Origin of the sequence: Plantactinospora sp. WMMC1484, from assembly GCF_049315195.1 — a bacterium.
Classification (GTDB): Bacteria; Actinomycetota; Actinomycetes; order Mycobacteriales; family Micromonosporaceae; genus Plantactinospora.
In genome coordinates, this window is sequence record NZ_CP186055.1 from 4,948,431 (window position 1) to 4,970,026 (window position 21,596).

A 21,596-nucleotide genomic window follows, 5' to 3' on the forward strand; every position below is an offset into this window, starting at 1 on the left:
GACGTCGATGTCTTGGGACGACGCCGGATCTCGCCCGCTCACCGAGCCGCAGCTCGCGATGGTGTACCAGGCGGCGCTCGACGACGGCCGGCCGAACTGTCACGCCGTCGTCAGCATGACCTGCCCCGGTCCGCTCGACGACCGGCGTCTCGCCACCGCCGTCACCGAGGTCACCGCCCGGCACCCCGCGTTGCGCAGCCACCTCGACCTGCGGCCCGGACGCCCGGCCCGGCAGCGGACGGAGGCAGAGGTGACTCCGGAGCTGCGAACGGTCGACCTGCGGGCCCTCCCGGTGGAGCAGCACCGCCGTGCCGTGGCCGAGTCGCTGCGGGCCATTTCCGGGCAGCCCTTCGACCTGGGTCGCCCACCGCTGGTCCGGTTTGTCGCCTACCGGGCCGACCACGGGTTCCGGCTCTGTGTCATCAGCCATCCCGCGGTGCTCGACCGGATCGGCCTGCGGAGGGTCTCGACCGAGACGCTGGCCCGGTACCACCGCGACGGGGTCACCGGGGGCCCGGCTCCGGCCGGGGAACCGTTCACCCAGGTGCCGACCGGGCTGGTCGGTGAGCCGATCGGCGGGACGGCCCGCCCGGACAGCGTCGTACCGGCCGGCGAGGTCGCGGCCTGGGCGGAGTCCTTCGCCGGCCTCGCACCGAGCACGCCGGAGTTCTGGGCCACCGAACCGGCGGCTACGCCGCCCGGGGCGGACAACGGCTCCTGCGGCTCCGACAGCTCTGACAGCGCCGACTGTCTCCGGCTGTCGCGCACCATCGAACTCTCGCCCGATCTCGTCGCCGGCCTGGCCCGGCAGGCGCGGCGGTGCGGAACCGGCGTATCCGAGGTGGTCCTCGCAGCCCACGTCGAGGCCGTCGCGACCGCCACCGGCCGGGCCGAGGTGGTGGTCGGAGTGCAGACCCGCTACCAGGACTCCACCGGACCCGGAATGTCGACGAATCCGGTCCCGGTACGGCTCACACGGTCGCGCGGCGCCTGGCCGGAACTGGTCGGGCGGGTCGCCACCGGACTTCGCGCGGCCTGGCGGTTCCGGGAGGTCCCGGTGCGCCGCCTCCAGCAGACGCTCCGGGTGGACCGACTGCTCGACTCGACGTTCGACGTCGGTGAGGCGGCGGCCGACGGCGTGGCCGGCGAGACCTGGCTGCCCTTCGCCTCGACCCTCCTGGCCGAGTTCGTCCCCGCCGGTGCGGCCGGGTCGGCAGCGCTGCGGCTGACCGCCGGCCCGGGGCTGACCCGGGCACAGCTGCGGGTGCTCGCCCGGCTGCACGCGGAGGCGTTGGAATGTTGCGCCGAGCCGACCGAGCCGGGCCGGATCCCCGCGGCATTGACCGAGGAGCAGCGGGACCTGGTGTTACGGGCCTGGAACGGCGTGACCCGGCCGTACCGGGTGGACCACTGCGTACACGAACTCGTCGAGGAGCAGGTCGACCGGACACCGGACGCGACCGCCGTCCTCGACTCCACGACATCCCTCACCTACCGTGAGCTCGACCAGCACGCCAACCGCCTGGCACAGCACCTGCGGGCGGAGGGGATCGGCGTCGGCTCGGTCGTCGGCGTCCGTGCCGCCCGGAACGCCGCGATGCTGACGTCGTTTCTCGGGATCATCAAGGCGGGGGCGGCATATCTGCCCCTGGATTCGCAGCAGCCGGCGGAGCGCATCGATCACATGCTCCGGGACAGCGCCGTCACCCTGGTTCTCACCGACCGGGCACACCGGGCGGCGGTGCCGGCGGGCCCGTGGACGCTGCTGGAGACCGAGGAGCTGGCCGAGCGGCTCTCCGGGCTCCCGGCCACCCGGCTCGGCCGGATCGCTGAGCCGGAGGACCTCATGTACATCATGTACACCTCCGGCTCCACCGGCACACCGAAGGGCGTCCAGGTGCCGCACTCCGGCGTGAGCAACTACCTCGGCTGGGCCGTGGAGGCCTACGCCGGGAACGGCGACGGTGGTGCCCCGGTCTTCTCGTCCACCGCCTTCGACATGGTCGTACCGAATCTGTACACGCCGCTGCTGCTCGGCCAGCGGGTGTGCATGATCGAGGAGACCCTCTCCCCGTCGGCGGTCGCCGAACGGCTGGCGGCGCTGGCGCCGTTCAGCTTCGTCAAACTGACCCCGGGACAGCTGCGGCTGCTTGCCGGAGCGCTCGCTCCCGACGTGGCCACCGGGCTTGCCGGCACCCTCGTCGTCGGCGCCGACGCCTTTCCGGTACGGACCCTCCAGGGCTGGCGTCGCATCGACGACCGGACGCCCCTGCTCAACGAGTACGGGCCGACCGAGGCCTCCGTCGGAAACAGCGTGTACACCGTCCGGGGCGACGAGGAGGGCGAACTGCTGCCGATCGGCCGCCCGATACCGAACACGACGATGTACGTGCTCGACGAGGCCGGGGTGCCGGTCCCGGTCGGCGTCCCCGGCGAGCTCTACATCGGCGGAAACTGCGTTGTCCGGGGCTATGCGAACCGGGCCGCGCTGACCGCGGAGCGTTTCGTCGACGACCCGTTCGCCGGCCGCCCCGGCGCCCGGATGTACCGCACCGGCGACATCGGTCGTTGGCTGCCCGACGCCGAGCTCGCCTTTCTGGGGCGGGTCGACGACCAGGTGAAGATCTTCGGCTACCGGGTGGAGCCGGCGGAGGTCGAGACGGTCATGACCGAGCATCCGTCCATTTCGGAGGCGGTGGTGACCGTCATCGGCGACACGCGGGAGACCCTCGGCCTGGCTGGCTACTACGTCGGGAGTCCCGGGCTGACTCCCCACGAGGTGCGTGGCTTCCTGCGGACCCGGCTGCCCGAATACCTGGTGCCGGGCGTCTTCGTTCCGATCCCCGCCATCCCACTCAACGCCAACGGAAAGGTCGACCGTAAGGCGCTGCCGGCCGCGGGCGGTCACGGGACCGCGTCACGACGCCAGGCCGCGGCCCGGACGCCACTGGGCCACGCGGTGGCGGGGCTGTGGCGCGAGGTCTTCGGCGTCGAGGTGGTCGCCCCGACCACCCCGCTGACCGTCGTGGGCGTGGCGGAACAGGTCCAACTCGCTGTCGGGCTCACCCGGGTCGTCGGGATACCGGCCTCGGTCGCTGCCGACGCGGTGGCGACGGCGACGACCTTCGGCGAGTTGTGCGAGCTGCTCGGCAGGAAGACGGAGGCTTCGGTTGCGCCGGGCCGACCGGCAACGGCCGGACCGAGGAGATAGCGCCACCCCGGCCGGGCGGTGCCGTTCGACTGAAACTGGGGGCGCGAGAGATGACTGCTCAGGTTGAGATCAACAGCCGGCGACTGCTGCGCCGGCTGCGTGCCCTGGCGAACATCGGCCGGCAGCCGGCCGGCGGGATCAGCCGGCCCGGGTTCGGCGCGGCCGACATCCAGGCGAACAGGTTGGTGTCCCGGATGGCTCGGGACAGTGGTCTGGTGCCCTCCGTCGACGCCGGTGGCAATCTGCTGATCCGGCACCCGACGGCCGGCCGGACCCGGCCCGCGCTGCTGGTCGGCTCACATCTGGACACGGTGGTCAACGGCGGATGGCTCGACGGGGCGTACGGGGTGATGGCTGCGCTGGAGGTGTCGCAGGCCTGCTGGGAGGCGGACGTCGACCTCGGGTTCGACCTCGTCGTGGTGGCTTTCGCGAACGAGGAGGGGGCGTTGTTCCCGCAGCCGTTCTGGGGATCGATGGTGATCGCCGGCATGCTCGACGCGCTGCCGAAGAGTCCGACGGACTACCACGGCACCCCGCTCGGGCCGGCCCTCGCCGAGCTGGGCGGAAACCTGGACGAGTTGGAGACCGCCGTCTGGCCGGCGGAGTCGATCCTCGGCTACCTCGAGCTGCACATCGAGCAGGGCCCGGTGCTGGAACGTCTCGGTCGCCCGATCGGCGTCGTCGACGCCATCGTGGGTCGATCGGTCGTCGATGTCGTGATCAGCGGCGTGGCCGCGCACGCCGGCACGACGCCCATGACGGGACGACGGGACGCGGTGGTGGGTGCCGCACACGTGATCCTGCTCGTGGAGGAGCTGACCCGCTCCGCCGGGCGGTGCCAGGTCGCCACCGTCGGCCGGCTGGAGACCCTGCCGAACTCGGCGAACACCGTCGCGGGGCAGAGCCGGCTCACCGTCGACCTGCGGGACGTGCGACCGGACAGGCTGGCGGCGGCCCGGTCGGCCACCTACGACGGGATAGCCGCGATCGCCGCGCGGCTCGATCTCGACGCGCGCTGCGAGCAGCTGCTCTGGTCGCAACCGGCCGCGACGGAGCAGGGGTTCCGGGACAGGATCGCGGAGAGTGCCGACGTTCTCGGGCTCGGGTACGAGACACTGTCCAGTGGTGCCGGACACGACGCCCAGATCATGGCGGCGGTCGCGCCGGTCGGCATGATCTTTGCCCCGAGCATCGGCGGAGTCAGTCACGTGCCCCAGGAGGACACCGCCGAGCAGGACCTCGTCGCCGGTGCCCGGGTGCTGCTCGGCACCGTACTGCGGATGGCCCGCCGATGATGGACGACCCGGCCGTGGAGCAGGGTCGGACCCGGGCCGCCGCGGGTCGGGGCCGGACCTGGAGCAGGGCCCGGGGCCTGTCAGACCTGGATGGACGGCCGCGTCGGGGCGATGTCCCCGACGCGGCCCGGTGATTCGACGGCGCCCGGCCCGACACACGCGACGACGTCGCCGCCCAGCTCGCCGGCCCGAGCAAGCCGCCACACCTCGCGCCGGCGTGGCTTACCGCTCGACGTGCGCGGGACCCTTCCCGGTCGTACCCGGACGACCGACACCTCGAGGGCGGAGTCCACCGACGCGCGCAGGATCTCCAGAACCTCCTCGATCCAACCCGTACCGGTCGCCTCGACGACCGCGAGAAGCTGGCCCGAGCCGGTCTCGTCGCCGAGCGCGACCGCGCACCGGCCCGGCCCGATCTGCGGCGACCTGGCCAGCGCGGCCTCGACATCCTCGGCATGCAGCCAGCGGCCCCGCACCTTCAGCGCGTCTCCGGTGCGGCCCAGCACGTAGACCTCGCCGTCGAGGACGAAACCCGCATCGCCGGTGCGGAACCCGTGTGGCGTGAACCTCGCCGCCGCGTCAGGGTCGGCGGCCTGGTAGCCGTCCACCAGGGAGGTGCCGTGGATCCGGATCTCGCCGTAGTGTCCCTCCGGCAGCACCCGACCGGCACCGTCGACGATCTCGACCACCATGCCACCGACGGGCCGGCCACAGGAGACGATCCACCGCCCGGTCTCCCAGGACCGCTCCTCGTCGACCTCGGCCCGCTCCGCGACCGGGACCGGCTCGCCCACCCGCAACCCGTCGCCCAGCCGGACGGCCCGCAGCGTCTCCTCCGGTGGGTTCGCGGTGACCGCCGAGGTGGACTCGGCCATTCCGTAGCACGGTGAGAAGGCGGACTGCCGGAAGCCGCGCTTGCCCACCAGCGCGGTGAACCCGCGCAGCACGGCCGGGTCGACACGCTCCGCACCGGCGATGGCGATCCGCCACCCGGAGAAGTCCATGTCGGCGATGTCGCGCTCCCGGACGCGTTTCGCCGCGTACCCGTAGCCGAAGGTGGGTGCCCAGGAGACCGAGCAGCCGGCCCGACCATGGCAGGCCAGCCAGGTCTTCGGCGACCGGACGAACTGCATCGGGGTCATCAGCCACAGGTCTGCCTGCATGATGAACGCGCTGAGCAGGCCGATCAACCCCATGTCGTGGTAGAGCGGGAGCCACATCGAGGCGGTGTCGTCCGAGGTGATGCCGTTGCGCTCGACCAGCGCGGCGGTGTTGGCGTGCAGGTTGTCCGGACTCACCCCCACCGCCTTCGGATTGCCCGTCGAACCGGAGGTGAACTGCACCGCGGCGAGTGCGGGCGGGTCGCGCCGGTCGGCCGGCGGGCCGGTCGGATCGCCGATCTCGAGCACCCGACCGTATCCGGCGACCCCGACGGCGGCGGACGCCATCTCCCGCATCTGCGCGTCACAGACCAACAGGGACGGGGTGGCCCGGGCGACGCAGGCGGCCACATGGGCACCGTACTGCTTCACGTCACGCGAACTGACCGGGGTGGCGATCGGCGCGGGGGTCATCCCGGCCCACAGGCAACCGAAGAACGCCGCGATGAAGGTCTCGGTGTCCCTCACCAGCAGGGCGGCAACCGCACCGGGCCGGCCACCGCCGTCGACGAGCAGCCGCGCGAACTGTCCGGCCCGGTTGGCGGTCGTCGCGTAGTCGAGGAGTGTCCAGCTCTCACCCGGTCCCGCGAGCCGGATGCCCCGGCGCGGATCGGGGTCGTCGAGCCAGTCGGTCACCCCCGTCATGGCGCCTCCTCATCCGGCCGCCGTGAACCGTGCCGGCGGCCGACTCCGTCACCTGTCACCGGTCATGAGATCGCGCCCGCGCCCCGCCGGGCCAGGCAATCATCCGGCAACTCGCCGCCGCGGACGTTGCCGGTGCCGTGCCTGGAGTGGCGAGCCGCCGCACTGACAGAGTTGGCGCACGCGGCCCGCGCGGCACCGCACCGGCTCGCACACGGGCGGCACCGCACCGGACACGGCGGCGACGTGACCGGAGGCACCGGAGGAGGGGCTGATGAGCGGCGGTGACCCGGACCAGGTCTTCCAGGTCGTGGTGAACCACGAGGGGCAGTACTCGATCTGGTGGGTCGGGCGTGCTCTCCCGTCAGGCTGGCGGGCTGACGGGGTCACCGGATCCCGGGATGAGTGTCTGGCGCACATCGCCGGGGTCTGGACCGACATGCGGCCACTCAGCGTACGCGCAGAGGTCCCGTCGGGATCATGAACCCCGTCGGTGGGCCGATACCCGCTCACCACGACTCGCGGAAAGGGCTCGGCCATGAACCCCGACCAGGCAGGCCCGGCTGCGGTGGACGGCACCCGACCGGACGGCACCCGACCAGATGACACGGACGGCACCGGATCGGGTGGCGCCGCGGAAACCTCGTCGCATGAGGAGACGATCCTGCGACTTGTCGGTGAGCTGCTGGAGCGCGACGACGTCGGCCCCGACGACGACTTCTTCGTACTCGGCGGCAACTCGTTGCTCGCGGCCCGTCTGCTGTGGAGCGTCTACGACACCTTCGGGGTGGAGGTTCCCGTCCGGGTGCTCTTCGACGAACCCACGGTGTCCGGGCTTGCCCGCGCCGTCGAGGAACTCGTCCGCGCCGACGTCGCGCAGGCCGGGACGGCAGACGCGGAACCGCAGGCGGACCCGGCAGAGGAGGCGTACCAGCGATGACGGCAGTGCCGGACAGCCGTCGTCAGCGACACGCCGACGAACACGAGGAGCGGGTCCAGCGCAGGCTGCGCGGATCCGCGCGCCCGCGCCGGGAGATCGGCCCGGCCGACCGTAGCCGCCCGCTGCTCCTCTCCACCGGCCAGGAACAGATGTGGGTCCTGCACCGGCTGGACCCGGCGAGCCCGGCCTATCTGGTGTCCTGGGTGCTCCAGTTGACCGGCGCGCTGGACGTCGAGGGGGTACGGCACGCCTTCGAGCAGGTCGTCCACCGGCACGAGGTGCTGCGTACCCGCTACCGGCAGGACGGCGCAGAGCCGGTCCAGATCGTCGATCCACCGAGCCGCTTCACGCTGACCTTCGTCGACCTCGCCGACCGGCCGGAGGCCGAGGCCGAGGGCCTGCGGATCGTCGACCAACAGCGGAGCACACCCTTCGACCTGGTCAACGAGGCGCCGCTGCGGGTCACGGTGGTCCGCACCGGTCCGCAGCGGCACCTCTTCACCATGGTCACGCACCACATCGCCTGTGACGGATACGCCTACCACCGGATCGCCGCCGAAGTGAGCGCGTACTACGCCGGGCACCTCCGCGGTGAGCCGGTCGACCTTCCGGCCGTACCGGTCCAGTACGCCGACTACGCCGCCTGGGAACGGGCCGGTCGGACCCGAGGGGCGCTGGACCGCCACCTGGCGTACTGGCGGAACCGGCTGGACGGGCTGGACACCCTGCCGCTCCCGGTCGACGGGGCGCACCCGGACCGTCCCGGCTGGCAGGGTGCGATCGTCCGGGTCGACATCCCCGCCCAGACCAGCAACCTGGTCCGCGAGCTCGCGACGGCCCGCCGGACCTCGCCCACCACCGTCATGCTTGCCGCGTACCAGGCCATGCTGTCGCAGGTCTCGGGCAGTCCCGACGTCGCCGTCGGCATGCCCGTCACCCTGCGCACCCGACCGGAGCTCGACCGGCTCGTCGGCTATGCCATCAACACCGTCGTGGTGCGTGCCCAGTGCCCGATCCAGCTCTCCTTCGCCAGCCTCCTCGCGGAGGTGCGGTCCCACCTGCTCGACGCGCTGGACCACCGGGAGGTGCCGTTCAGCTGGCTGGTCAACGAGTTGCGTCCGACCCGTGTCGCGGCCGGCAATCCGCTGTTCCGGGTCGCGTTCGACATGAACCCGACCGAGCGCGGCGCCTTCGACCTGCCCGGACTCGACATCGTGCACATCCGGCAACAGGCGGTGCAGCACGCCAAGTTCGACCTGACCCTGCACGTCGAGGAGGCCCCGAACGGCCGGTTCTACGCCGCTCTCGAGTACGCCACGGCGCTCTTCCCGGCGGATACCGCACGGGAGCTGGCCGGCCTCTTCGGACGGTTGCTGGAGCAGGCGACGGCCGACCCCTACACCTCGCTGGCCGAGCTCCAGGTGCTGGCCCGCGCCGCCCGCGGCCCGGTGAACTCCGGCCGTCCCGCCCGGCCGGTGCCGCCGTCCGCGGCCGGGCTATCCGAGCCCGTCGGCGACATCGACCCCGACCTCCTCGCCCGGCTGGAGCCGGTGTGGCAGCAGGTGTTGGGCCTGGCGCAGGTCGACCCGGCGGCCAACTTCTTCGACCTCGGCGGTGACTCGCTCCAGGCGGTCGCCCTCGCGGCCCGGCTGTCAGCCGCCGGGTTCGAGGTCGCCGCCGTCGACATCTTCGCGTACCAGAGCATCCAGGAACTCGCGCCGATCCTCGCCGGGCGGTCCCGGGCGGCGGACCTTCCGGCCGGGATCCCGCCGTTCGCGATGGTGACCGAGGCGGACCGCGGTCTGCTGCCGCAGGATGTCGTCGACGCCTATCCGGTGGGTGCGGCCCAGCTCGGCATGATCGTGGAGATGCGTACCCGACCGGAGCTGAGCCGTTACCAGGACACCACGTCGTTTCTGGTGCGCGACGACGACGGGCTCGACCTGGCCGCCCTGCGGGGCGCCGCACAGGCCGCCGTCGACCGCCACGACGTTCTCCGGACCACCTTCGACCTGAACAGCTACTCCGCCCCGCTGCAACTGGTGCACGGGCGGGCTACCATCACCGTCGACCGGACGAGGCACGGCAGGCTCGACCAGGCCGGATGGCAGTCACGACTGCTCCAGTACGCCGAGACGCAGCGCCAGCGGCGATTCGACCTGACGCAGGCGCCACTTGTCCGGCTGCACGCGCACACCGGCGACGGCACGACCGACTGGTGGCTGTCGCTCACCGAGTGCCACCCGATTCTGGAGGGGTGGAGCTGTCACTCCCTGATCATGGAGATCGTCTCCCGCTACCACGAGCTGCGCGCCGGTCGCACTCCCGCAGCCGCCGAACCCGTCCCGTTCCGGTTCGCCGACCACATCGCCGCCGAGCAGGCGGCCCTACGTTCGGAGTCGGACCGCGCCTTCTGGCGAGGTGTCGTCGACGGCCGGACCTCGGCCCGGCCGCCGCTTGCCTGGCGCGGTGACCCGGCCGCGCCCCCGCAGCGGTACCTCCACCGGATCCCCTTCCTGGACCTGGCCGACGACCTCCGCGAGGTGGCGGCCCGTACGCGCACCTCGTTGAAGGCCGTTCTTCTCGCCGCCCATCTGAAGGTACTGAGCGTCGTCGCCGAGACGGACCGGTTCTACACCGGGCTTGTCTGCGACGCCCGTCCGGAGATCGTCGGGGCGGACCGGGTGCCCGGCATGTACCTCAACACCCTGCCCTTCCCGATGCCGCACGGCAGCCACACCTGGGGCGGATTCGTCACGGCGGTCTATCGTGACCTGACCGACGTGTGGGCGCACCGCCGCTATCCCATGCAGGCCATCCAGCGCGAGGTCGGCCGGCGACCCCCACTTCTCGACGTCATGTTCAACTATCTCGACTTCCATCAGGTCGACAAGCGACTGATCGAGTGGGGGGCGACCGTCGACCAGACGGAGAACGAGTTCGCCCTGCACGTCTCGACGATCTCCGGCGTGGTCCAGCTCAACACCACCACCCACTTCCTGAGCCGCGAGAACACGGCGCGGCTGGGAGCGATCTACCGGACCGTGCTGGAGAGCATCGCGGCCGACCCGGACGCGTCGGCGAACGCCGCCTGCCTCCCCGAGGCCGAGATCGAGGCGGTGGCGGTCGCCGGCACCGGCGCCGCGCTGGTGACGACGGGGCGGAGTCCGGCCGAGACCTACGCCGGGTGGGTACGCGACCGGCCGGACGCTCTCGCCGTCCGCTGTGGCGGGGACTCCCTCACGTACGGGCAGCTCGACGCCTTCGCCGGCCGACTCGCCTGTCGGCTCAGGGATGCCGGTGTCGGCCGGGGGGACATCGTCGGGGTGGCACCGGTGCGCGACGTCTGGGTACCGGCGCAGCTCTTCGCGGTCTGGCAGGTCGGGGCGGCCTGGCTGCCACTGGACCCGGAGACTCCGGTCGCCCGGCTGCGTGAGCTGGCCGATACCGTCGGGCTCGCCGCCTTCGTCAAGTCCTCCACGGCGACCACCAGTACCACCCGGATCGACGGTGTCCCGGTGGTCGCCGCCGGCGCCGAGTTGCTGGGCCTACAGGACGGCACGGTTGGGCGGATCAGCGACTGGCTGGACCGGGTCCGGCCACATCCCGGCGAGACGGCCTGCCTGTATCCGGACCCGACCTCCGGCGCCGCGCCGTTCACGACGATCACCCACGACGCCCTGGCGCACGCGCTGTCCGGCCTGGCCTCGGCCCTGGCCAGCGCCGGCACACCGACGACGGACAGCTCCGGCTGGCTCTTCTCCAGCGCTCTTACCTCGTTGGCCGCCCTCAGCGAGCTGCTGCTTCCGCTGACCACTGGCGGCCAGGTCGTCGTCTCCCGACCGGCCGTCCCGGACCAGGCCGTCGAGTTGACGGAACTCATCGCCTCCGGCGCGGTCACGCACGCCCAGGCGACCCCGCTGGTCGCCGAGCGCATGGTGCCGGAGGGCTCCTGCCCGGCCGGGCTCACGATGATCGTGGGCGGCGACCCCCACACGAGCCTTCCGGAGTCCTGGTACGCCGCTGGCCCCGGCCGGCCGACGCCGGTGGCGGGTGGTGCCGGCATCCCCGGCTGGGTGACGGTGGACGGTCGACCGCTGCCCGGCCTCACCGTACGGATCGTCGACACCCAGCTGCGCCCGGTGCCGGTCGGAGTGCGCGGGGAGTTGGCGGTGAGCGGACCGGCGGTGCCGAACGGGTACTTCGACGATCCGGCGCGGACCGCCGAAGACTTCGTCCCGGATCCCTTCCACAGCGGCACCCGGCTGTTCCGCACCGGGCTGCTGGCCCGGGTACGCGCCGACGGCCGCATCGAGCAGCTCGGCCCGATCCATCGCCAGGCCGGGCCCGACGGTCATCCCCTGGAGCTGAGTCACGCCCGGCAGGTCCTGGGTACGCTACCGGCGGTGCGCGACGGCTACCTGCTGCGCCACGTCGACGGGACGGCCGGGCTGACCGGTTTTCTTCGCCCGGTGACCGGCGGGTCGCCGGACCCGGCGCAGATCCGTCGGGCCCTGGCCGACCGGCTGCCCCGGCGGCTCGTGCCCGATCGGGTGCTGCTGCTCGACGACTGGCCGTTGACCGGGCACGGCGCCCTCGACGTCGACGCCCTGCTGCGCCGCTCCGCCCCGGTGGAGCCGACCGCCGGGGGTGGGAAGCCCTGGGACGAGCGGTTCGAGGAACTGCTCCGAGCCGCGCTGCCGTTGCTACCGGATGACGAGGAACTCGCCCCGGACCTGGAGTTGGCCGCCTTCGGGCTGGACTCCCTCACCATCGTGGAGTTGCTGGTCACGGTGGAGCAGACGTACGACATCCTCCTCTCGGAGGAGCGGCTCGTGTTCGACGTCTTCGCGACCCCCGTGGCCCTCTGGGCGGAGATCGACGCCGTCCGGGCCGAGGAGCCACCGACCGGGGCGGCGCGGTGAGCGGGGGCAACGGCGGTCCGGACGACGACCGCGGTCAGCTCGTCCACCGGTTTCTCGAGGACGCGGCGGCCCGGTGGCCCGATGCTGCCGCGGTGCGCGACGAGTCGGGCAGCTGGACCTACCGGGAGCTGCTCTCGGCGAGCCAGCGGGTGGCCAGCTGGCTCCGGCACCGGGGGGTGCGACAGGGCGACCGCCTGCTGGTGGCGCTCCCCAACTCGCGTCGTCTCGTGGCGGTCATCCACGGGGCCCTGCGTGCCGGGGTGGCGGTGGTACCGGTCAGCGCGCAGGCCCGGCCGTACCACCTGGCGGCGGTGGCCCGGGACGCCCGGCCCGGTCTCGCGCTGGGCGGCGATCCCGAACGCTTCGCCGCCGCCGTGGCCGCGCTGCCGGGTCTTGAGGTGATCGACCCGGACCAGGCGGCCCGGGAGTGGGCGGTGCTCACCCCGCGGGACGATCCCGCCGGGGTGTCCGGCTCGGATCTGGCCCTCCTCGTCTACACCTCGGGATCGACCGCCGGGCCGAAGGGCGTCGTCTGCCCACACCGCCAGGTGGCGTTCGCGGTGGAGGCGATCGCCGGCCGGCTCGGCTACCTGTCCGAGGACATCGTCTACGCCCGGCTGCCCTTCTCCTTCGACTACAGCCTCTACCAGATGTTCCTCTGCGCCCAGGCCGGGGCCCAGCTCGCCCTGGCCAGCGCTGCGGACGAGATCTCGGCGTTCCGATGGCTGCGTACCTTCCGTCCCACGGTGCTGCCGGTGGTGCCGCCGTACGCGCAGACGCTGCTCGGACTCGCGGGCCGGAGCGAGTCCGGCGTCCGACCGAGACTGATCACCAATACCGGTGCCGCGCTCACCAGGGGGGTCGCGGACTCGCTCCGGTCGACGTTCCCCGGGGTGGCGGTGGTGCCCATGTACGGCATGACCGAGTGCAAGCGGATCACGATCGCCGCACCCGACGAGGATCTCACCAAGCCGGGGACGGTGGGGACGGCCCTGCCCGGTACCCGGGTGGAGGTGGTGGGGGAGGACGGGGCACCGCTGCCGCCGGGTCGGGTTGGCGAGATCGTCGTACGCGGTCCGCACGTGATGGCCGGGTACTGGCAGCAGCCGGCGGCTTCCGCCGAGCGGTTCGGGTCCGACCCGGCGACCGGCGAACGGATCCTCCGCACGGGCGACTTCGGGACGCTGGACGAGCAGGGGGCGGTCGCCTTCGTCGGTCGCCGGGACGACATCTTCAAGCGCCGGGGGGTTCGGACCAGTGTCGGCGAGATCGAGGCGGCGGCGCTGGACATCCCCGAGGTCGAGGAGGCGGCCGCCGCGCTGGTCGGCGCCGCCCGCGAATGTGTGCTCTGGGTGCGGTCCCGGCTGCGCCAGGAGCAGATCCTCAAGGGGATCGCCGACCGTCTGGAGCCGGCCAAGGTCCCCGACCGGTGCGTTCTCGTGGACGAGTTGCCGAGGACGAGCAGCGGCAAGATCGACAAGAAGCGCCTCGGTGAGGGCATGGTGACTGGATGATGGACGACCTCGTCGCGCGCTTCGGCACGCCTCTCTACGTCTATCGGCTCGCCGAGGTGCGGGCGGCCGCCCGTGACCTGCGGGCGGCACTGCCGGAGGAGACCAGGCTCTACTACTCGCTCAAGGCGAACCCGCACCCCGCCGTCGTGGCCGAGTTGGTCCGGTGCGGACTGTTCTGCGAGGTCAGCTCCTCCGGCGAGCTGTGGTCCGCGCTCGCCGCCGGGCAGGCGGCGCAACGGTGCCTCTTCACCGGGCCGGCGAAGACGGCGGCGGAACTCGACGACGCTCTCGACCGTGGGGTCCGTACCTTCTCGGTGGAGTCGGAGGTCGACCACCGGCGCCTGGCCACGGCGGTGCGGTCCCGGGGCGTCCCCGTCGACTACCTGGTCCGGATCAACACCCTTCGGGCGGCCGGCCGCGGTACCGGGCTGCGGATGACCGGGGTCGCTACCCAGTTCGGTACCTCCCCGGAGGCGGCCGTGGAGCTGATCCGGGACGGTCGGGACGGCGGTCTGCTGAACCCGGTCGGGGTGCACCTCTTCCCCGCCACCAACGTGCCGGACCAGGACGATCTGCTCGCCGAGTTCGAACTCAGCCTGCGTACCACGGCCGAGCTGCTCTCCGCGACCGGCATCGCCGGTCGGCTGGTCAGCATCGGCGGTGGGTTCGCCGCCCCGTTCGCCCGACCGGGTGCCCGGCCCAGTTACCTCGGCCTGGGCACGAAGCTCAGCGAGGTGCTCGACGCCACGCTGCCGGGCTGGCGCCAGGGACGGCCACGGGTGGCCTTCGAGTCGGGACGGTTCCTCGTCGGCACCTCGGGCACCCTGCTGACGACCGTGCTGGACGTCAAGACGAGCGGGAAGACCACCCATGTCATCCTCGACGCCGGCGTCAACGCGTTGGGTGGCATGTCCGGGCTCGGCAGGACCCTTCCCCAGGTGCAGCCGAGCCCGGCGCCCGATCCGTCCGGCGGCGGTGAACTCCAGCGGGTCACCCTGGTCGGCACGCTGTGCACGCCGTTGGATCTGCTGAGTCGTTCGGCAGAGATCCGGATCCCCGTCGTCGGCGACGTGCTCCGGATCCCCAACGTGGGCGCGTACGGGCTCTCCGCCAGTCTGCTGGCGTTTCTCAGCAAGCCGGTGCCGGCCGAGGTGGTCGTGGACGAGGACGGTTCGGTGGTCGGCGCGCGGCGGATCGAACTTCGTGAGCGGGAGTTGACGTCGTGGGCGGGAGTTGCGGAGCGGGCGATCGATGAGTGACGAGTCGACGGACGGAATGGTCCGCAGGCTGGTGGCGGTGGTCGCACCTGCCCCACCCGACGAGACCGTCGCGCTGACGCCGGAGAGCCGGCTCGTCGCCGACCTGGGATACCACTCGCTGGCACTGCTGGAGTTGGGCTGTGCGGTGGAGGAACTGTTCCAGATCGATCCGACGATCGCGCAGCAGGCCGGAGAGGTGGAACGCCTCGCCGAGATCACCGAGCTGCTTGACCGGGCGGTCGCCCAGGGGCAAGCCCGGCTGCCGAGTGCGCAGGAGGTCGAGACCTTTCTCGAGAACTACCGTGCCGACGTCGACGCGTGACCGGGGTCAGTGACTCGTCGTCGGTCATCTGTCAAGGAGAGCCGTGCCATGAGTGCCGTCCTGCCGATCCGACTTGCTCCGCCGCCCCTGGACTCCGGGCCACCCCTGCACTCCGGGGCACCGCTGCACGCCGGACCGGTGCCCGGAGCCGGGTTCTCGTCGGTCGTCCGGGTCCGCCTGAGTGAGCTGCGTGAGGCGGACTCGCCCCGGCTGGAGGAGCCGGACCCGGCGTACGTGCGGGTTCTCGCCGAGGCCGGCGATGCCCTGCCGCCGATCCTGGTGCACGGCCAGAGCATGCGGGTGATCGACGGCGTGCACCGACTCAGCGCGGCCCGGCTCGACGGCGGCGCCACGCACATCGCCGCGCAGTTCTTCTACGGCACCGCGCAGGAAGCCTTCCAACTCGCGGTCAGGGCCAACGTCACCCATGGCCTGCCGTTGACCCTTGCCGAGCGGCAGGCGGCGGCGGCCCGCATCATCGTGTCGAGTCCGGACCTGTCGGATCGGTCCATCGCCGGGATCGCCGGGATCGCGGCACGGACGGTGGCGGCGCTCCGGGAGAGCTTCGCCGCCGACGGCGCGGGGAGCCCGCAGCGCCGGATCGGTCGGGACGGGAAGGTGCGACCACTGAGCACGGCCGAGGGGCGGCACATCGCCAGCCAGGTCATCGCGGCCAGCCCGGACGCCCCGTTGCGGGAGATCGCCCGGCAGGCCGGCATCTCGGTCGGTACGGCCCGGGACGTCCGGGCCCGGGTCCGGGCGGGACAGGATCCGGTCCCGGCCCAGCAGCGCGACCGGGCGGGGGCGTCGGTGCGCCGGGAGGAGCACGAGGTCGAGGTCGACGTCGAGGCGCTACTGAACGGGTTGCGCCGGGATCCGTCGCTCTGCTACACCGAGTCGGGGCGCGGCCTGCTGCGCTGGCTTGCCTCCCGGACGGTTTCCCGGAGCCAGGCCGACCAGGTGACGGCGGGGTTGCCGGCGCACTGCGCCATCATCGTGGCCCGGATCGCCCGGGAGTATGCCCGGAGCTGGAACGAGATCGCCGATGATCTCGACCGGCTGGAAACGGACTGACACCCGACGGGGCGAGGGGCGGGGAGACGCGGGCGGGAGACGGCGGTCACCGGGCCAGCGGTAGCCCGAGCCCACGGTCCCGGGCGATCCGCCCGACTCTCGCCCCGAGCGCGACATCCAGGATGGACATCCCGAACGGGTTGCTGAGGACGATCTCCCCCGCGCCGGCAGCTCCGGGATGCCGGCCGACCAGCACCTCGCCCAGCGTGGTGTCGACCTGCGGCGCCTGCGGCACGGGCACCGCCTCCGGGTGGTAGCCGCCATCGGGTGCGCGCAGCTGTCCGGCCCGCCACATCCGGCCGAGCAGGCGCCGGTCGTCGTGGCTCACCAGGCCCCAGTCGTCCACCACCAGCAGGCCGGCGGCGGCGACCACCTCGGGCAGCACGTCGTCGAGCGAGACGTGGGCGATCAGGGCTCCGGGGGCGAACCAACCCGGTTCGAGGTATCCCTCGGTGGTCACGGTCACGGTGACCACGAGGTCGGCACCCTCGACGCAGCCGCGCGGACCGTCGGCGACCTCGACCCTGTGCCGGCCGCTGACCGGGCCGGCGCCTACCTCGTGGACGAGTGTCTCGGCCCGGTCGCGGTCGATGTCGTAGAGCACGATCTCGGCGAGGCTGTCCAGGACGGTGGGGAGCAGGCGCAGGTGGGCCCGGGCCAGGGTGCCGCAGCCGAGCACGGCCATCCGGCGGATCGGGCCGGGATGTAGCCGCAGGGCACTCACGGCGGTGACCGCCGCGGTGCGCAGCGCGCTGATGTAGGCGGATTCCATGGCGGTGACCGGGTACGCCGTCTCCGGGTCGAACATCATCAGCAGTCCCTGGGACCGGGCCAGTCCGCGTGCCGGATTGCCCAGGCTGCCATTGATGATCTTCATGCCGAGGGCGAACCCGTCGTCGGTCTGCACCGCGCCGGGCATGCCCAACGACCGCGCCTGGTGTCCCGCTGCCGTGCGCCAGCCGAGGTAAGCCTCGTCGGGCAGGATCGATCGGCCGAGGGCGTGCTGGCGCAGGGTCTCCGCCGTGACCTCGACCGGGTCGACCTCCGCCAGGCACGTCACGACCTCGTCGCGGGTCAGGTAGAGCAGTCCGTCGTCGGGCTCGCCGGCAGGGTCACGCACACTGGACTCCTCGGGCACGATGATCACGAAAGATACCAGCCGGGCGCTGCCCGGCGGTCCGACGGTGGTCAGGGCGCGGGTTCGGCCCCGTCGGGCAGCAACGCCGCGAGACCGTCGAGGATCAGGTCGAGCCCGAACCCGAACTGGTCGCCGAAGTCGTAGCCGGGTTGCAGGATGTGCTCGGTCGCCATCTCGACCAGGTGCGGATAGTCGTCGGGGGAGAAGCCCTGCATGATCGGCTCGGTGACGTCGGCGGCGGAGTCCGGACCGTGGAACGGCAACGAGGCCTCCTGGAGCGCGAACCCGTAGACATAGCTGTCGAGCAGGGCATAGGCCTGGGCGGTGAGGCGTACCGGGAAGCCGGCCCGGCGCAGCGTGCCGATCACCGCGTCGTGGTGGCGCAGGGTCGCCGGCCCGGGGGTGGAGCGCGACTCCAGCAGCCCGATCGCCCACGGGTGCCGGACGAGCACCCGGCGGGCCGAGGCGGCCCGGCGGCGCAGCTCCGACCGCCACCCGCCGTCGGCCGAGGGCAGGTCGATCTCGGCGAAGACCAGGTCGACGATGCCGTCGAGGATCTCGTCCTTGTTTGCCACGTGGTAGTAGACCGACATCGGCTTGACGCCGAGCTGCCGGGCCAGCGAGCGGATCGTCAGCCCCGTGATGCCGCCCTGGTCGGCGACGGCGACGGCGGTGCGCAGCACCCGGTCACGGCTGAGCGGTGTGCGGTCGGCCGTGCTGTCGTGAACTGGTTCCGGCACTCCGGCTCCCGGACGATGGTGTCTTCGTACTTAGTACGGTACCGTACCGTACTAAGTAAGGTGACGCCCGAGCGAGAGGGTCCGCCATGTCACCCAAGATCACCGGACGATTCGTCGGAACGCTGTTCCTGCTGGCCTTCGTCGCCTACCTCACCGGCACCGCCCTGGTCGACTCCGGCATCGGCGTCCCGGAGGCGCTCGCCGAGGTGCACGACCACCAGCGGCAACTCTCGGCGGGAGCGCTCCTGATGCTTGTCAACTCGGCGGTGGTCGTCGGCATCGGGCTGCTCTCCTTCCCGATCCTGCGGCCGCACGGCGAGCTCTCCGCCTACGCCTACCTCCTGCTCCGGACGATCGAAGCGGTGCTGCTGGCCGTCGGGATCGTGCTCCTCCTGCTGCTGGTCCCGCTCGCCAGGGAACATGCCGGCGGGGGTGCCGAGGGAGCCGCGGTGCTGCCGGCGCTGGCCCGGGTCGCGCAGGACGGCAACGGGTACGCGTACCAGCTCGGCATGATCGCGCTCGGCGTCGCCGGCCTCTTCTTCTGCCGGATCCTGCTGCGGGCCCGGCTGGTGCCCCGACCCTTCGCGCTCTGGGGTCTGCTCGGATACGCCGTCCTCCTGGCCGGTGCGGTCCTCGAGGTCCTCGGCTACGGGGTCGGGCTGGCCCTCTCCGTCCCCGGTGGGCTCTTCGAGGTGGCGCTCGGCGTGCTGCTCGTCCTGCGAGGATTCCCGGGCACTGACCCGGCGCCGGCAGAGTCGGGCACCGGCAGCCCCGCACCGCTGGCCCGCTCCGCCGGTTGACGCCGGTCCACCGTTGTCTCCGGTGCGTGGCGTGCGGCGAGCACCCGACGTCGGCCGGCAGCGGCCGTACGCTGACCGTCGTGGACCATTGCGACGAGTGCGGTTTCGACTATCCGTCCGTGCCGGCGGCGGCGCTGCCCGGCCGGTTGCACGAGTTCGGGACGCGATACTCCACGGCGCTGAGCGCGGCCCGTGACCCGCGACGGCGACCGGCCGAGCAGGTGTGGTCGCCGCTCGAGTACGCCTGCCACATGCGGGACGTCCTCCGGATCCAGCGGCAGCGGCTCACCCTGGCCCTCGCCGTGGAGGGACCGGAGTTCACCCCGATGGGCCGCGACGAGCGGGCGGTCGCCGACGCGTACAACGAGCAGGATCCAGCCGTCGTGCTCGGCGACCTCGTCGCGGCCGCCGACGGGCTGGCGAGCGCGTTCGCGCCGCTCGGCCCGGCCGAGCTGGACAGGACCGGGGTCTACCCGTGGCCGGAGCGGCAGACCCGCACGCTGCTCTGGCTGGGCCGGCACACCGTGCACGAGGGAGAGCACCACCTGCTCGACATCCGCCGGGGTTCGTAGCCACCGGGGTCCGGACCGGCGGAATATTTGGTGCGCGGCCCGGGGTGCGGCGGTCCATGATGGTGCCTGATGCGCACGCTGCCGCAGATCCACTCGATACCGGTGCGACCGCAGCCGCTGCCGTGCGAGACGGTCGCCCGGCTGCCGGACGTGCGGCTCCGGCGCTACGTGCTGGGTTACGCCGGATTCCGCGCCGGGGCGCGGTCCGCGTTGCCGCACCGGCTCCTGCCGTTGAACCTCGCCACCCTCGTCATCGACCTCGCCGCCCCGTACGCCCTGGTCACCGGGGCACGGAGCACGCCGACGGTGGCCGGTCCGAGCACGTGGGCGTACGGCGTGAGTGTCGGGCTCACTCCCGAGGGGGTCGCGGCGCTGCTCGGCGTACCGATGCGGGAGCTGGCCGGGACGGCGGTGCCGCTGCCGGACCTGCTCGGCCGGCCCGCGACCGGGCTGGTCGAGCGGCTGGCCGCCGCGCCGGACTGGTCCGCCCGGTTCGCACTGCTCGACGAGATCCTCACCGGCGAGATCCTGGACAGCGCGACGGCCGGAGGCGCTTCGCAGCCGGACACCATGGTCAGCTCCGCCTGGTGGCAGCTTCAGCGGGCTCCGGCGGGCCTCCGGATCGGCGCCCTCGCCGACCGGGTCGGGTTCAGCCGGCGCTGCCTCGAACTCCGGTTCCGCCGGCAGATCGGCCTGACGCCGGGGACCGTGGCCCGGATCGTCCGCTTCCAGCGCGCGATCGGGCTGCTCGCCAGCGGCGCGGCGCTGGCCGGGACGGCCACCGACACCGGCTACGCCGACCAGCCGCACTTCACCCGCGAGGTGCGGGCGCTGTCCGGACTCACTCCGACACAGCTGTGCGCATTCCTTCAAGACCTCGTGCCCGGCCGGCAATAGCGTCTCCGGGCATGACACAGCTATCCGGCCGGACGGCCCTGGTCACCGGCGGCTCCCGGGGGATCGGCCGGGCCATCGTGGAGCGGTTCGCCGAGGCCGGCGCCCGGGTGGTCTTCACCTATTGCCGCGACCGCGCGGCAGCCGACGACCTGGTCAGCCGCTACGCCGGTACGCTCGCCGTCCGGGCCGACCAGGCGGATCTGGCCAGCCTCGGGCCGATGTTCGCACCGGTCCGCGACGACGGCCTGGACATCCTGGTCAACAATGCCGCGGTCAACACGCCGACGCCGATCGCCGAGATCACCGCCGACGAGTTCGACCGGGTGATGACGGTCAACGCGAAGTTTCCGCTGCTGGCCATCCGCGAGGCGGCCACGCTGCTGCGCGACGGTGGCCGCATCGTCAACATCTCCACCCTGAACACGGTGCTGCCGGTGCCCGGTGCCGCCCTCTACAGCGCCAGCAAGGCCGCGCTCGAACAGTTCACCGCGATCGCGGCTCGGGAACTCGGACCCCGGGGGATCACCGTCAACACCGTCTCGCCCGGCGCCACCGACACCGACCTGCTCCGGGCGGTGAACCCCGCCGAGGCGCTGGAGCAGATCCCCGCGCTCACCGCGCTGGGCCGGCTCGGTCAGCCGGCCGACATCGCCGCCGTCGTCGCCTTCCTGGCCGGCCCCGACGCACACTGGATCACCGGGCAGAACATCCGCGCGACCGGCGGCGCGATCGTCTGAAACCGGTGTGTGTGATGGTGGAACCGACCGCAGCCGGGGTCAGACGCGGTCGTCGCCCTCCACGCCCAGCCCGGCCAGCAGCCGGATGCTGCCCCGGGTCGGCTTGCTGAAGTGGTGCCCGTCGTCCCGGGCCACCGCCGTCACCACCGGGCTCACCGGACCTCCCCCGTCGATGTGCCGCCTCGGCCGGTCCGCCGACATCGCGGCCCGAGGCCTTGATCGTAGCTCCGTCCCATCCGGACCCACGCTCATGCGCCAGCGATGTCGCAGGCGACCAAGATTCTTGGAATTCGTGGTTCTTCTCGAACCACAGAATTCCAAGATCTCGTTGCGGACGGTGCGTGCGGGGCACCCTCACCGCCATCACCGG

Annotated in this window: 16 protein-coding genes; 13 read left to right on the forward strand and 3 right to left on the reverse strand. The window is 72.4% G+C overall.

Annotation, left to right across the window (positions count from 1 at the left end; all coding sequences use genetic code 11):
* The first annotated feature begins 7 nt into the window (after positions 1-7).
* Together ACN28C_RS21655 and ACN28C_RS21660 are read left to right on the forward strand one after the other, a co-directional pair.
* A complete protein-coding gene (locus ACN28C_RS21655) occupies positions 8-3,211 on the forward strand; it encodes a non-ribosomal peptide synthetase (protein ID WP_422769366.1) in 3,204 nt (1,067 codons plus the stop codon).
* Positions 3,212-3,261: 50 nt separating this feature from the next.
* A complete protein-coding gene (locus tag ACN28C_RS21660) occupies positions 3,262-4,506 on the forward strand; it encodes a Zn-dependent hydrolase (protein ID WP_422769367.1) in 1,245 nt (414 codons plus the stop codon).
* 80 nt (positions 4,507-4,586) lie between these two features.
* Here the strand turns inward: ACN28C_RS21660 and ACN28C_RS21665 are convergent, their stop codons facing one another.
* A complete protein-coding gene (locus ACN28C_RS21665; protein WP_422769368.1) occupies positions 4,587-6,311 on the reverse strand; it encodes an AMP-binding protein in 1,725 nt (574 codons plus the stop codon).
* Between the two features lie 268 nt (positions 6,312-6,579).
* Here ACN28C_RS21665 and ACN28C_RS21670 point away from each other — a divergent pair, with 268 nt between their 5' ends.
* From ACN28C_RS21670 to ACN28C_RS21700, 7 genes are read left to right on the forward strand one after another with little or no spacing between them, the layout of a single operon-like run.
* Complete coding sequence (locus ACN28C_RS21670) at positions 6,580-6,792, forward strand: MbtH family protein (RefSeq protein WP_422774756.1); 213 nt, start codon at positions 6,580-6,582, stop codon at positions 6,790-6,792.
* A gap of 54 nt (positions 6,793-6,846) precedes the next feature.
* Positions 6,847-7,248, forward strand: coding sequence for a phosphopantetheine-binding protein (locus ACN28C_RS21675; RefSeq protein WP_422769369.1), 402 nt, complete (start codon positions 6,847-6,849; stop codon positions 7,246-7,248).
* Complete coding sequence (locus tag ACN28C_RS21680) at positions 7,245-12,173, forward strand: condensation domain-containing protein (RefSeq protein ID WP_422769370.1); 4,929 nt, start codon at positions 7,245-7,247, stop codon at positions 12,171-12,173. The genes ACN28C_RS21675 and ACN28C_RS21680 overlap by 4 nt, the downstream gene beginning before the upstream one ends.
* Complete coding sequence (locus ACN28C_RS21685) at positions 12,170-13,687, forward strand: class I adenylate-forming enzyme family protein (protein WP_422769371.1); 1,518 nt, start codon at positions 12,170-12,172, stop codon at positions 13,685-13,687. The genes ACN28C_RS21680 and ACN28C_RS21685 overlap by 4 nt, the downstream gene beginning before the upstream one ends.
* Entirely contained in the window at positions 13,684-14,946 is a 1,263-nt protein-coding gene (locus ACN28C_RS21690) for a type III PLP-dependent enzyme (RefSeq protein WP_422769372.1), read from the forward strand. Before ACN28C_RS21685 ends, ACN28C_RS21690 begins: the two co-directional genes overlap by 4 nt.
* Complete coding sequence (locus tag ACN28C_RS21695; protein ID WP_422769373.1) at positions 14,939-15,268, forward strand: acyl carrier protein; 330 nt, start codon at positions 14,939-14,941, stop codon at positions 15,266-15,268. Before ACN28C_RS21690 ends, ACN28C_RS21695 begins: the two co-directional genes overlap by 8 nt.
* 48 nt (positions 15,269-15,316) lie before the next feature.
* Positions 15,317-16,342 (forward strand): transcriptional regulator protein, encoded by a 1,026-nt coding sequence (locus ACN28C_RS21700; RefSeq protein WP_422769374.1) that lies wholly within the window; start codon positions 15,317-15,319, stop codon positions 16,340-16,342.
* 46 nt (positions 16,343-16,388) lie between these two features.
* On the opposite strand, the gene ACN28C_RS21705 is transcribed toward ACN28C_RS21700, so the two are convergent.
* Both ACN28C_RS21705 and ACN28C_RS21710 read right to left on the reverse strand, forming a co-directional pair.
* A complete protein-coding gene (locus ACN28C_RS21705; protein ID WP_422769375.1) occupies positions 16,389-17,462 on the reverse strand; it encodes an ornithine cyclodeaminase in 1,074 nt (357 codons plus the stop codon).
* Positions 17,463-17,530: 68 nt separating this feature from the next.
* On the reverse strand, positions 17,531-18,220 hold the full coding sequence (locus tag ACN28C_RS21710) for a TetR/AcrR family transcriptional regulator (protein ID WP_422769376.1): 690 nt from the start codon (positions 18,218-18,220) through the stop codon (positions 17,531-17,533).
* 86 nt (positions 18,221-18,306) lie between these two features.
* Between ACN28C_RS21710 and ACN28C_RS21715 the strand changes: the two genes are divergently transcribed.
* The 4 genes from ACN28C_RS21715 (at position 18,307) to ACN28C_RS21730 (ending at position 21,226) form a co-directional block, all read left to right on the forward strand.
* Positions 18,307-19,020 (forward strand): DUF4386 domain-containing protein, encoded by a 714-nt coding sequence (locus tag ACN28C_RS21715; protein WP_422769377.1) that lies wholly within the window; start codon positions 18,307-18,309, stop codon positions 19,018-19,020.
* Between the two features lie 80 nt (positions 19,021-19,100).
* The gene (locus tag ACN28C_RS21720) at positions 19,101-19,592 is read left to right on the forward strand and encodes a DinB family protein (protein WP_422769378.1); all 492 of its coding nucleotides are present in this window, start codon (positions 19,101-19,103) and stop codon (positions 19,590-19,592) included.
* 69 nt (positions 19,593-19,661) lie between these two features.
* The gene (locus ACN28C_RS21725) at positions 19,662-20,489 is read left to right on the forward strand and encodes a helix-turn-helix domain-containing protein (RefSeq protein WP_422769379.1); all 828 of its coding nucleotides are present in this window, start codon (positions 19,662-19,664) and stop codon (positions 20,487-20,489) included.
* Positions 20,490-20,500: 11 nt separating this feature from the next.
* On the forward strand, positions 20,501-21,226 hold the full coding sequence (locus ACN28C_RS21730) for an SDR family oxidoreductase (RefSeq protein ID WP_422769380.1): 726 nt from the start codon (positions 20,501-20,503) through the stop codon (positions 21,224-21,226).
* Positions 21,227-21,596: the final 370 nt, after the last annotated feature.

What these genes read in the sequence shown, in the direction of transcription:
- ACN28C_RS21730 (WP_422769380.1), top strand. Translation starts at nt 20,501, where the DNA reads ATGACACAGCTATCCGGCCGGACGGCCCTGGTCACCGGCGGCTCCCGG.
- ACN28C_RS21660 (WP_422769367.1), top strand. Translation starts at nt 3,262, where the DNA reads ATGACTGCTCAGGTTGAGATCAACAGCCGGCGACTGCTGCGCCGGCTG.
- ACN28C_RS21690 (WP_422769372.1), top strand. Translation starts at nt 13,684, where the DNA reads ATGATGGACGACCTCGTCGCGCGCTTCGGCACGCCTCTCTACGTCTAT.
- ACN28C_RS21655 (WP_422769366.1), top strand. Translation starts at nt 8, where the DNA reads ATGTCTTGGGACGACGCCGGATCTCGCCCGCTCACCGAGCCGCAGCTC.
- ACN28C_RS21680 (WP_422769370.1), top strand. Translation starts at nt 7,245, where the DNA reads ATGACGGCAGTGCCGGACAGCCGTCGTCAGCGACACGCCGACGAACAC.
- ACN28C_RS21665 (WP_422769368.1), bottom strand. Translation starts at nt 6,311, where the DNA reads ATGACGGGGGTGACCGACTGGCTCGACGACCCCGATCCGCGCCGGGGC.
- ACN28C_RS21695 (WP_422769373.1), top strand. Translation starts at nt 14,939, where the DNA reads ATGAGTGACGAGTCGACGGACGGAATGGTCCGCAGGCTGGTGGCGGTG.
- ACN28C_RS21675 (WP_422769369.1), top strand. Translation starts at nt 6,847, where the DNA reads ATGAACCCCGACCAGGCAGGCCCGGCTGCGGTGGACGGCACCCGACCG.
- ACN28C_RS21700 (WP_422769374.1), top strand. Translation starts at nt 15,317, where the DNA reads ATGAGTGCCGTCCTGCCGATCCGACTTGCTCCGCCGCCCCTGGACTCC.
- ACN28C_RS21725 (WP_422769379.1), top strand. Translation starts at nt 19,662, where the DNA reads ATGCGCACGCTGCCGCAGATCCACTCGATACCGGTGCGACCGCAGCCG.
- ACN28C_RS21715 (WP_422769377.1), top strand. Translation starts at nt 18,307, where the DNA reads ATGTCACCCAAGATCACCGGACGATTCGTCGGAACGCTGTTCCTGCTG.